We start from the raw sequence: 12500 nt of genomic DNA on the forward strand, positions 1-12500 counted from the left end.
GTGGATTCCAGGAAATGATTGAATGAAGGTTTTCAGACAATCATTTATTGTTGTGTTTATCCATGGATAAATCAAGTAGCTTAGAGTAGGAGATATGGTAATGAATATAATAGAAGAAAAATGGACGGAGATACTTAATACAGTGAAAGAGGAACACGAGCTCACCGATGTTTCTTTTAAAACCTGGCTGCTGCCATTGACTGTGCATACTGTGGAGAATGATACCGTAACCATCCTGGTTCCATCAGAACAGTTTATTACTTATATTAGTAAAAAATTTACTCTTCCTTTAAAAGTTGCCATTAGTGAAATTACTGGGCATGACTATGAGATTGCATTTATTTTGCCGGAAGATGTGAAACAGGATAAGACAGCTGCACCCGCAGCTTCTTCTAATTTAGGGAATACTGCGGAAAAGGCAAACCTGAATCCCAAGTATACCTTTGATACCTTTGTTGTGGGAAGCAACAATAAATTTGCCCATGCGGCTTCCCTTGCGGTGGCAGAGTCTCCCGGTGAGATTTATAACCCCCTGTTTCTGTATGGAGGTGTTGGTTTGGGGAAAACCCACTTGATGCACTCTATTGCACATTTTATTTTAGAGAGGGATCCCCGATCTAAGGTATTATATGTGACCAGTGAGGTCTTTACCAATGAACTGATTGAGGCGATCCGAAACGGCAATAATACTACTATGACAAAATTTCGGGAGAAATACAGAAATATTGATGTACTCCTCATAGACGATGTCCAGTTTATTATAGGTAAGGAATCTACTCAGGAAGAATTCTTCCACACCTTTAATGCTCTGCACGGAGCTAAGAAGCAGATTATTATATCCTCAGATAAGCCGCCGAAAGATATGGAAATTCTTGAAGATCGCCTTCGTTCCCGTTTTGAATGGGGACTGATTGCAGATATTTCCTCCCCTGACTATGAAACCAGGATGGCAATCCTCCGAAAGAAGGAGGAATTGGACGGGTATGACATAGACAAAGAAGTTATTGAATATATCGCCAGGAACATAAAGTCTAATATTCGTGAGCTGGAAGGCGCTCTGAATAAAATCATGGCATACGCGAATCTTGAAAAGAGAGAAGTAAACATTGAACTGGCGGAAAAAGTGTTAAAGGATATTATTTCCCCCAATGAAAAAAGGGTCATTACACCAGAGCTGATTATAGATATTGTAGCTGAACATTTTGATATTTCAGCCTCAGATCTAAGCGGTACCAAAAGGAATTCCAAAGTTGTTCTTCCCCGGCAGATTGCCATGTACCTCTGCCGGGAAATGACGAATGTAACACTAAAAAATATTGGGAAATGTCTTGGCAACAGAGATCATACCACAATTATGAATGGCTGCAGCAAAATTGAGTCCGAATTAAATAAGAATAATGAAACCATAAGCAGCACCCTTGATATCCTCAAAAAGAAGATTAATCCAGGTAAGTAGGTAATTTTAGATCAGTTATCCACAAATGGTGGTTGATCTCATGTTAATAAGAGGTGGAAATGTGTGTACAAGTTGATTTCTCATTTTGTAATGTGAATTATCAACAATTCATACACCGGAAATCAGGATACTTCCCACATTCTTATCCTTAAGCTAAACCCTCTGGTTATCTGGGGTTAAAGTAGTTTTTCACATATTCACACCCTCTACTACGAATACTACGGATTATTTATTATATTTATTTGTTTAAGCCACTTTTTCACATGAAGGGAGTTATACACATTATGAAAATATCTTGTTCCAAAGGGAATCTACTAAAAAGTGTCAATATAGTTATGAAGGCAGTACCTTCTAAAACTACTATGCCTATCCTGGAATGTATTCTGATTGATGCTTCCGCAGGGGATATCAAATTTACATCCAATGATATGGAACTTGGGATCGAGACAAAGGTAGAAGGTACAATTATTGAAAAGGGCATCATAGCCCTGGATGCAAAGATCTTTTCGGAGATAGTGAGGAGACTTCCTGAAAATGAAGTAGTTATTACTACCGATGAAAAGCTGAATACCTTAATCACCTGCGAGAAGGCAAAGTTTAATATCCCTGGGAAATCGGGAGAGGACTTTTCCTATCTTCCATTTATAGAACGGGATGAGTGTATAACACTTTCCCAGTTTACGTTAAAAGAAATCATTCGGCAGACGATCTTTTCTATTGCAGCCAATGAGAATAATAAGCTGATGACAGGAGAATTGATCCAGATTCAGGAAGATACTCTTCGTATTGTTTCACTGGACGGACACAGAATCTCGATCCGTAAGGTTCAGTTAAAAGAAGCGGCAAAGGATCGGAAAGTAGTGGTACCCGGAAAAACACTCAATGAGATCAGTAAGATTTTATCAGGGGAAGCGGAGGATATGGTTCATATCTTCTTTACAGACAGTCATATTGTATTTGAATTCGATGATACTGTAGTGGTATCCAGGCTGATCGAGGGCGAGTATTTTAAGATTGACCAGATGCTGTCCAGTGACTACGAGACTAAGGTTAAGATTAATAAGAGAGAATTTCTGAACTGTATTGACAGAGCTACTCTGTTAGTGAAAGAAAGTGACAAAAAGCCAATTATTATCCAAATTTCAGATGGATCCATGGAGCTTCAGATCGATTCCCAGATTGGTTCTATGGACGAAGAGATCGATATTGAGAAGGAAGGGAAAGATATCCTGATTGGATTTAACCCTAAGTTTCTTATTGATGCACTGAAGGTTATAGACGATGAAGAGGTTAGCATTTATCTGATGAATCCAAAAGCACCCTGCTTTATCAAAGATGAGGAAGAACAATATATTTATTTAATTTTGCCGGTTAATTTTAATGCGGTGAACAGATAGGAAAAAATATGGATAACATAAAATTAAGAGAAGAGTACATCAAATTAGGTCAGGCGATAAAAGCCGCGGGCTTTGTAGAGGACGGCGTAGAGGCAAAATATGTCATACAGGACGGACTCGTAAAGGTTAACGGGGAGATAGATACAAGAAGGGGAAGAAAGCTCTATGACGGGGATGTCGTATCCTTTCAGGGCAAAGAAATTAAAGTCATAAAATAAATCAGGTGGCCCATGTATATTGAATCTATTGAACTGAAAAATTATAGAAATTATGATTCTCTTTATATGAAGTTTGACAAAGGGACAAATATCCTTTACGGAGATAATGCCCAGGGCAAGACAAATGTGCTGGAGGCTATATATCTCTGCGGAACTACAAAGTCCCACCGTGGAAGTAAGGACAGAGATATGATCCGGTTTCTGCAGGACGAATCTCATATTCGGATGCTTGTAAACAGAGATGGCGTATCCCACAAAATTGATATGCATTTAAAAAAAAGCAAATCAAAGGGGATTGCAATTGACGGACTTCCAATAAAAAAAGCGAGGGAGCTTTTTGGAATTGTAAATATTGTATTTTTTTCTCCTGAGGATTTAAATATTATTAAAAATGGACCGGGAGAGAGGCGCCGTTTTTTGGATCTGGAACTGTGTCAGCTGGATAAACTCTATCTGGCGGATCTTTCTTCTTACAACCATGTAGTCAATCAGAGGAATAAACTGCTGAAGGATCTTTGGATCCGTCCGGAACTGAGGGATACCATAGAAGTATGGGATGAGCAGATGGTCCGCTACGGCAGCAAGATTATAAAGGCCAGAGAAAAGTTTGTCAGGGAATTAAATGACATCATCGGTGAGATTCACAGTAATCTCACGGGACACAGAGAAGATATCCGCCTTCTCTATGAGCCTAATACCCCGGCGGAACAGTTTAAAACACACCTGGAACATAACAGAGAGAAAGATTATAAATTTAAAACAACTTCTATTGGCCCCCACAGAGATGATTTATGTGTTAATATTAATAATATTGACATTCGCAAATACGGCTCTCAAGGGCAGCAACGAACCGCTGCATTGTCTTTAAAATTATCGGAAATCTATCTTGTTAAAAAAGTCATTAAAGATACTCCAATTTTATTATTAGATGATGTTCTGTCTGAATTGGACAGTAACCGGCAAAACTATTTATTGAACAGTATCCGGGACATACAGACCCTGATCACCTGTACCGGGCTGGACGAGTTCGTAAATAACAGATTTAAAATAAATAAAGTGTTCAAAGTGGTGGAGGGAAGTGTCTACCATTCAAACTAGGCAAAGAGCTTATAACAGGAGGAATCGCATGAGTACAGAGTACGGAGCAGATCAAATTCAAATATTAGAGGGGTTAGAAGCAGTTCGCAAAAGACCGGGTATGTATATTGGCAGTACATCCGCAAGGGGTCTCCATCATTTGGTTTATGAAATTGTGGATAACGCTGTAGACGAAGCTTTGGCAGGCTTTTGTGATACCATTCACGTGTCTGTGAACAAGGACAATTCCATTACAGTTACTGATAATGGACGTGGAATACCTGTTGGAATTAATCATAAAGCAGGGATTCCTGCAGTAGAGGTAGTATTTACAATTCTCCATGCCGGGGGAAAATTTGGGGGCGGGGGATATAAGGTATCCGGAGGTCTCCACGGAGTTGGCGCTTCTGTTGTCAATGCCCTTTCTGAGTGGCTGGAGGTTACTATATACAGCGAGGGAAAAGTATACCGGCAGCGCTATGAGCGGGGACATGTAGTATACAAATTAAAGGTTATCGGAGAATGTGATCCGGATAAAAGCGGTACTATGGTATCCTTCCTTCCGGATAAAGAAATTTTCGAAGAAACGGTCTTTGATTATGATGTGCTGAAGCAGAGATTCCGTGAGATGGCATTCCTCACAAGAAATCTTAGGATTACTATCCGTGATGAACGTCCTGAGGATCCTGTTGAGAAATCTTTCCATTATGAGGGAGGAATTAAGGAGTTTGTCACTTATCTAAACAGAAGTAAGACAGCTCTTTATCCGGATATCATTTACTGTGAGGGAGAAAAGGATGGGGTAGCCGTTGAGGTGGCTATGCAGCATAATGATTCCTATACAGAGAATACCTATGGATTTGTTAATAATATTACTACTCCGGAGGGCGGAACCCATATCGTCGGCTTCCGGAACGCCCTGACAAAGACATTTAATGAATATGCCAGAAAAAACAAGCTTTTAAGAGATACAGAGAGCAATCTTACTGGTGATGATATCAGAGAAGGTCTGACTGCTATTATCAGTGTAAAGATAGAAGATCCCCAGTTTGAGGGACAGACGAAGCAGAAACTTGGAAACAGTGAAGCCAGAGGGGCAGTGGATAATATTGTAAGCAACCAGCTGGAGATCTTTTTAGAGCAGAATCCTTCCACAGCTAAAATTATAATCGAAAAGTCTGTACTGGCCCAGCGTGCCCGGGATGCTGCAAGAAAGGCCAGGGAACTGACCAGGCGTAAGACGGCTCTCGAAGGCATGTCTCTTCCCGGAAAACTGGCGGACTGTTCTGACAAAGATCCGAAAAATTGTGAGATTTACATTGTAGAGGGTGATTCTGCCGGCGGTTCCGCTAAAACTGCCAGAAGCAGGGCCACTCAGGCGATCCTTCCGCTGAGGGGCAAGATTTTGAATGTAGAAAAAGCAAGGCTTGACAAAATATATGCCAACGCTGAGATTAAAGCTATGATCACTGCCTTTGGTACAGGGATTCATGAAGATTTTGATATTACAAAGCTCAGATACCACAAAATTATTATTATGACGGATGCCGATGTAGACGGTGCTCACATTGCAACCTTATTATTAACCTTTTTATACCGTTTTATGCCTGAACTTATCAAACAGGGATATGTGTATCTGGCTCAGCCTCCTCTCTATAAGCTTGAAAAAAATAAAAAGGTGTGGTATGCCTACAGTGATGAGGAGCTGAACAATATTCTGTCAGAGATTGGCCGCGATACCAACAACAAGATCCAGCGCTATAAAGGGCTTGGGGAGATGGATGCAGAGCAGCTCTGGGAGACAACTATGGATCCGGAAAGAAGAATTCTGCTGAGGGTAACTATGGACGAGGAGGCCTCTTCAGAAATCGATTTGACCTTTACTACTCTGATGGGAGATAAGGTAGAGCCGCGGAGAGAATTTATAGAGGCTAATGCCAAATATGTAAAGAACCTGGATATTTGATAGATATCCCCCTTAGACTCTTAAGTTTGAACAGGCAAAACAGGGGATGACAGCCCCGTAAAAGGAGAAAACAATGGAAGACAATATTTTTGATAAAGTCCATGAGGTAGATTTGCAGAAAACAATGGAAACCTCTTATATTGACTATGCTATGAGCGTTATCGCCGCCCGTGCTCTTCCGGATGTAAGAGATGGACTGAAGCCGGTGCAGAGGCGTGTGCTCTATTCAATGATAGAGCTGAACAACGGACCAGATAAACCCCACAGGAAATGCGCCCGTATTGTAGGTGATACCATGGGTAAGTATCACCCTCACGGCGACAGTTCTATCTACGGAGCACTGGTGAATATGGCCCAGGAGTGGTCAACCCGTTATCCGCTGGTAGACGGACACGGAAACTTTGGTTCCGTGGACGGCGACGGCGCTGCGGCTATGCGTTATACAGAAGCCAGATTAAGCAAGATCTCAATGGAGATGCTGGCAGATATTAATAAAAATACCGTGGACTTTGCGCCGAACTTCGATGAGACGGAGAGAGAGCCTGTAGTCCTTCCTTCCAGGTATCCCAATCTTCTGGTCAACGGTACTTCTGGTATAGCCGTAGGGATGGCCACCAATATTCCTCCCCATAATCTCCGGGAGGTGATAAATGCTGTTGTCAGAATCATTGATAACATTATAGAGGAAGACAGAGATACAGAGATAGAGGAAATTTTAGAGGTAGTAAAAGGGCCGGATTTTCCTACAGGCGCAACCATTTTGGGAACCCGGGGAATCGAGGAAGCTTACCGCACAGGAAGAGGAAAGATCCGTGTACGGGCAGTGACAAATATTGAGACTCTTCCCAATGGCAAAAGTCAGATTATAGTCACAGAACTGCCCTATATGGTAAATAAAGCAAGGCTTATAGAAAAGATAGCGGAATTGGTGAGAGATAAGAAGATTGACGGTATCGTAGATCTGAACGACCATTCCAACCGAGAAGGTATGAGAATCTGTATTGATCTGAGAAGGGATGCCAATGCCAATGTGGTCTTAAATCAGCTCTATAAACATACACAGCTCCAGGATACCTTCGGGGTTATTATGCTGGCACTTGTAAACAATGAGCCTAAGGTACTTAATCTTCTGGATATGCTCCGGTTCTATCTGAAACATCAGGAAGAGGTTGTAACCAGGAGAACACAGTATGATCTGAATAAAGCGGAAGAGCGTGCCCACATATTAGAGGGACTTTTAAAGGCACTGGATCACATTGATGAGGTAATCCGTATTATCAGGAGTTCCAGAAATACACAGATTGCCAAAGAGGGATTAATCGAAGCCTTTGACTTATCCGAGGTGCAGGCACAGGCGATCGTAGATATGCGTCTGCGCGCACTTACAGGTCTGGAAAGAGAAAAGCTGGAAAATGAATATCAGGAATTGATGGAAAAAATCCGTCAGTATAAAGCAATCCTGGCAGACCGTAATCTTCTCCTTAGAATTATCAGGGAAGAGATTCTGGCAATTTCAGAGAAATATGGGGATGAGAGGAGAACATCCATCGGATTTGATGAGTATGATATATCCATGGAGGATCTAATCCCTAAGGATAATACAGTCATCGCCATGACAAAACTTGGATATATCAAAAGAATGACGGTAGATAATTTCCGCAACCAGAACAGAGGCGGCAAAGGCATTAAAGGGATGCAGACGATAGAAGATGACTATATCGAAGAACTGCTGATGACAACAACACATCACTATCTGATGTTCTTTACCAATACCGGCAAGGTTTACAGAATCAAGGCTTATGAGATTCCGGAGGCCAGCCGGACCGCAAGAGGAACTGCCATTATTAATCTGCTTCAGTTATCTCCCGGGGAGAAGATAACAGCAGTGATCCCGATTCATCAATATGAAAAAGGGCATTATCTCATGATGGCTACCAAAAAAGGGCTTATTAAAAAGACACCCATCACGGATTATGAACATGTTCGTAAGACTGGACTTGCCGCTATTACTCTGAGAGATGAGGATGAATTGATCGAAGTGAAGTCTACGGATAACCGCAAGGATATTATTCTGGTGACAAAGTTCGGTCAGTGTATTCGTTTCAGGGAAACAGACGTAAGAAGTACAGGAAGAACATCTATAGGGGTCAGAGGGATGAATCTTGCCGACAATGATGAAGTGATAGGCATGCAGCTGAATTCTCAGGGAGATTATCTCCTGATTGTGTCGGAATACGGTATGGGTAAGATGACCTCCATGGGTGAATTTACGAGTCAGAACAGAGGCGGCAAAGGGGTAAAATGCTATAAGATCATGGAGAAGACAGGAAACGTGATCGGGGCAAAGGCAGTGAATATGGATAATGAGGTAATGTTGATTACCACTGAGGGAATCATTATCCGTCTGTCATGTAAAGATATCTCTGTGCTGGGAAGAATAACTTCAGGAGTTAAGCTTATGGATCTGAAGGATGGAGTGTCCGTGGCCAGTATTGCCAAAGTAAGGGAAAAGTCAGAGGAATCAGAGCCTAAAAATGAAGAGTCGGGAGCTGAAGAGGAAGAAGAGGAAAAACAAGATAAGGAATAATCAGATAAGGGGATAGAACCCAGGGAGCACGGAAGAATGAAGAAATTAAAAGGGGTAGGAGTCATACTTCTCGCAGCTGCTGTTTTACTCAGCGGCTGCGGGGTGAAAGTAAGCAATAATTCGCCGGAGAGCGTTGTAAAATCTCTGGTCAATGCGTATCAGTTTGAAGATGAGGACGCAGTTAAAAAGTGTTTCGGCATTGGAAAAAAGGATAAGGCAGATGCAGATGTCCAAAAAGAAATAGATTACAATTTGAAGTATTTTAAGGCACATGGGGCAAAGGATATCAATTTTGAAAAGTGTGAGTCACTGGGGACCTTCAATGGTTATGACTTGGTTTATGTAATCTATGACTATGAGATAAAAAAGACAGCCACTACAAAGAATAAAAAAGGCAAAAACGAGAAGAAGACGGTAAAGCTTCAGGCTCCGGCTATCAGTACATACTTTGTAAAGAAAAAGGATAAAGAATATTTTGTGGTTCCGGGTAAGGATATTACAACAGAGATGAGTGATATTTCCAAAGAACAGTATGCAAAGTTTGTAAAGACCGAGGATTATGAAGATTATGAAAAGCGCTATAGCAAATTTATAAAAGAGAATCCGGATTATGAGAATGATATTTCAGAGGCGCTGGATAAATTGCTAAAAGGCGGCGGCAAAGAAAAAAAATGATGAGGGGAAGGGACTTTGAATCAATCTTTTGATTTATAAGTTCCTTTCTGAGGTTTACAGATAGAAAAAGAAGACGGCAGGAGGAACGTAAGGATGAGAGAACTCAGCGTAGGGCAGCTTACTGCAAATATTAAGGAAATGTGTATCGAGGCAAATTATAATTTGTCACCTGATATGGTGCGTCGTATGGACGAGGCAGTCAGCAAAGAAGAGTCTGCCCTGGGGAGGCAGATACTGGAACAATTGCAGGAGAATCTGGAAATTGCAGATAAAGACAGGATCCCTATCTGCCAGGATACCGGTATGGCTGTTATATTTCTGGAAGTAGGGCAGGAGGTTCATTTTACCGGGGGAAGTGTTGAGGATGCAGTACACGAAGGTGTGCGGCAGGGTTACCGGGAAGGGTATCTGAGAAAATCAGTGGTCAAAGATCCCATTTACAGAGAGAATACAAAAGATAATACCCCTGCTGTTATTCATTATTCCATTGTTACAGGAGATCAGGTGAAGATTACGGTTGCCCCTAAGGGGTTCGGCAGCGAAAATATGAGCAGAACTTTTATGCTCAAACCTGCGGACGGTATAGAGGGGGTAAAAAGCGCGATCCTCACAGCTGTCAGGGATGCAGGTCCTAATGCATGTCCGCCTATGGTTGTAGGCGTTGGAATAGGAGGTACTTTCGAAAAGTGTGCCTTAATGGCAAAAGAAGCACTTACCAGAGATACTGACAGCAGATCGCCGATCCCCTATGTCAGGGAATTAGAAGAGGAGATGCTGGAAAAGATCAATCGATCCGGAATCGGCCCGGGTGGATTGGGAGGCAGAATCACTGCATTGGCAGTCAACATTAATACCTATCCCACACATATTGCAGGTCTGCCAGTGGCTGTGAATATATGCTGCCATGTCAACCGCCACGCTGTCAGGATAATATAAGAGAAATCATAGTTATAGTACTGAATTCAGGGAGGATATCAGATGAATAAGCATATTACAGCACCGCTTGACAATGAAACCGCCGGTGAGCTGAGAGCGGGAGATTATATATATATTACCGGCACTATTTATACAGCCAGGGATGCTGCCCATAAAAGAATGGAGGAGGCACTGGAGAGAGGAGAAGAGCTGCCCCTGGATGTGAAAAATAATATTATCTATTATATGGGACCTTCCCCTGCCAGAGAGGGCCGGCCCATCGGCTCTGCAGGTCCGACAACAGCCAGCCGCATGGATAAATATGCCCCTCGTTTATTAGATATGGGATTAAAGGGAATGATAGGTAAGGGAAAAAGGACTCCTCAGGTATTAGACGCTGTGGTGCGCAACGGTGCGGTCTATTTTGCAGCAGTGGGGGGAGCCGGAGCCCTGCTCTCAAAATGTATTATCTCCTCTGAAATTATTGCCTACGAGGATCTGGGTACGGAGGCAATAAGAAGGCTTGAGGTAAAGGATTTTCCTGTCATTGTAGTAGCGGATTGTAAAGGGAATAATCTCTATGAAACCGCGATCAAAGAATATTGTACAGAAAATTAAGACAAAAGGGATGGAATCATGAAAAGAATTATATTAATGGTTTTATATAATATTATACTTGTCCCATATCTCTATATTAAATTATGTTATTATGCTTCCCATGCGGACAAATATCCGGAGGCTGAGAGATATGAGGTTCTCAAGCTGATTGACCGGCGCGCCATGAAAGGCGGAAGAATCACAATAGATGCCCATGGAGTGGAAAATCTCCCCGACAAGGATGGATTCATATTTTTCCCAAATCACCAGGGGCTATTTGATGTGCTGGCTATTCTTCAGGCCTGTCCCCGCCCCTTTTCTGTTGTTATGAAAAAAGAAATTCAAAATACTCCCTTTCTGAAGCAAGTATTTCAGTGCATGAAAGCATATGCCCTGGACAGAGATGATGTGAGGCAGTCTATGAAAGTGATTCAACAGGTGGCTGCAGAAGTGAAAAACGGAAGAAACTATCTCATTTTTGCCGAGGGGACCAGAAGCCGGAACAAAAATGAATTATTGGAGATGAAAGGCGGAAGTTTTAAAAGTGCAACCAAATCTCAGTGTCCTATTGTTCCGGTGGCTCTTATTAACTCCTATCAGGCGTTTGATACAAAGTCAATAAAAAAGCTTACTGTACAAGTTCATTTCTTGAAGCCCCTTTATTATGAAGAATATAAAAATATGAAATCCACGGAGATTGCTGCTGAAGTAAAATGTCGTATTGAGACTGTAATAAGGGAAAATGAGTAAAATTTATAGGCACATTAATACAGATTTATGGTGAAATAATGTAAGAAATGACTTAAAACTGGGCATAATGAAGTTGGGGATTAATTCCAAATACAGCTGTAAAAGAGTTATGGAAAATATTATGAAAAATCTTGTTGAAAATTATTGACAAAACAGTTTTTAGCAAGTATAATAACATGTGCGTCACCGAATTGGGAACGCATATAATTATTCTAGTTAGGCATTTGGAGAAGTACTCAAGTGGCTGAAGAGGTGCCCCTGCTAAGGGTATAGGTCGTTTACGCGGCGCGAGGGTTCAAATCCCTCCTTCTCCGGTTTTTGCTAAAATAATTATAAAAAAGCCTTGACAGTCAATGGTAAGATATGGTAGTATATCAAAGTTGCTGTTAGGCAATGAAAAAAAGTAAAAAAGTTGTTGACAAGGCGTACTGCTTATGATATTATATAAAAGTTGCTGTGAGTCACAAGGAGATAACTGATAAAAAGAAATTGAAAAAGTTATTGACAGACACGACAGCCTGTGGTAATATTTAAGAGTTGCTGCTGAGATAAGAAATCAGCCGACAACAGCAAGCACTTTGATAACTAAACAGTGAAACACATTAACCTGAAAATTCTAAAAAAGTAACATTTTTGGGATGAGTAAAAATCCTTAAAAACAGTAAAAGGGATAAATTAGCCAAAGTTAATTTTGAACTTGGACAACTCTTGAACGAAAGTTCAATACTTTATCAGAGAGTTTGATCCTGGCTCAGGATGAACGCTGGCGGCGTGCTTAACACATGCAAGTCGAACGAAGCATATAGAGACGAGTATTTCGGTATGAGTAACTATATGACTGAGTGGCGGACGGGTGAGTAAC

10 protein-coding genes, 1 tRNA gene and 1 rRNA gene (1 of these 12 running past the window's edge) are annotated in these 12500 nt (G+C 41.4%); all 12 read left to right on the top strand.

Annotation, left to right across the window (positions count from 1 at the left end; genetic code table 11):
• The first annotated feature begins 100 nt into the window (after positions 1-100).
• Positions 101-1456 carry a chromosomal replication initiator protein DnaA gene (dnaA, locus tag ACGHCT_RS00005; RefSeq protein WP_072851141.1) on the top strand — a complete coding sequence of 452 codons (1356 nt, stop codon included), beginning with the start codon at positions 101-103 and terminating at the stop codon, positions 1454-1456.
• Between the two features lie 284 nt (positions 1457-1740).
• Positions 1741-2853 carry a DNA polymerase III subunit beta gene (gene dnaN, locus ACGHCT_RS00010; protein ID WP_072851139.1) on the top strand — a complete coding sequence of 371 codons (1113 nt, stop codon included), beginning with the start codon at positions 1741-1743 and terminating at the stop codon, positions 2851-2853.
• 8 nt (positions 2854-2861) lie between these two features.
• Entirely contained in the window at positions 2862-3071 is a 210-nt protein-coding gene (locus ACGHCT_RS00015; RefSeq protein ID WP_072851136.1) for an RNA-binding S4 domain-containing protein, read from the top strand.
• Between the two features lie 12 nt (positions 3072-3083).
• The gene (gene recF / locus ACGHCT_RS00020) at positions 3084-4169 is read left to right on the top strand and encodes a DNA replication/repair protein RecF (RefSeq protein ID WP_072851135.1); all 1086 of its coding nucleotides are present in this window, start codon (positions 3084-3086) and stop codon (positions 4167-4169) included.
• Between the two features lie 28 nt (positions 4170-4197).
• Positions 4198-6114 carry a DNA topoisomerase (ATP-hydrolyzing) subunit B gene (gene gyrB / locus ACGHCT_RS00025; RefSeq protein ID WP_072851133.1) on the top strand — a complete coding sequence of 639 codons (1917 nt, stop codon included), beginning with the start codon at positions 4198-4200 and terminating at the stop codon, positions 6112-6114.
• A 73-nt stretch (positions 6115-6187) separates the two neighbouring features.
• Positions 6188-8701 (top strand): DNA gyrase subunit A, encoded by a 2514-nt coding sequence (gene gyrA / locus ACGHCT_RS00030; RefSeq protein WP_390437527.1) that lies wholly within the window; start codon positions 6188-6190, stop codon positions 8699-8701.
• A gap of 36 nt (positions 8702-8737) precedes the next feature.
• Positions 8738-9376, top strand: a complete 639-nt coding sequence (locus tag ACGHCT_RS00035; RefSeq protein ID WP_072851129.1) for a hypothetical protein — start codon at positions 8738-8740, stop codon at positions 9374-9376.
• 93 nt (positions 9377-9469) lie between these two features.
• Positions 9470-10312 (top strand): fumarate hydratase, encoded by an 843-nt coding sequence (locus tag ACGHCT_RS00040; RefSeq protein WP_390437529.1) that lies wholly within the window; start codon positions 9470-9472, stop codon positions 10310-10312.
• Between the two features lie 42 nt (positions 10313-10354).
• Positions 10355-10909, top strand: coding sequence for a Fe-S-containing hydro-lyase (locus tag ACGHCT_RS00045; protein ID WP_072851125.1), 555 nt, complete (start codon positions 10355-10357; stop codon positions 10907-10909).
• Between the two features lie 18 nt (positions 10910-10927).
• Entirely contained in the window at positions 10928-11638 is a 711-nt protein-coding gene (locus ACGHCT_RS00050; protein ID WP_390437530.1) for a lysophospholipid acyltransferase family protein, read from the top strand.
• Between the two features lie 226 nt (positions 11639-11864).
• Positions 11865-11952, top strand: a tRNA-Ser gene (locus tag ACGHCT_RS00055).
• Positions 11953-12366: 414 nt separating this feature from the next.
• Positions 12367-12500: ribosomal RNA gene (locus ACGHCT_RS00060) — 16S ribosomal RNA — on the top strand (it continues 1402 nt past the right edge of the window).

Origin of the sequence: Lactonifactor longoviformis (assembly GCF_042848515.1) — a bacterium.
In the GTDB taxonomy this organism is placed as follows: Bacteria; Bacillota; Clostridia; order Lachnospirales; family Lachnospiraceae; genus Lactonifactor; species Lactonifactor longoviformis.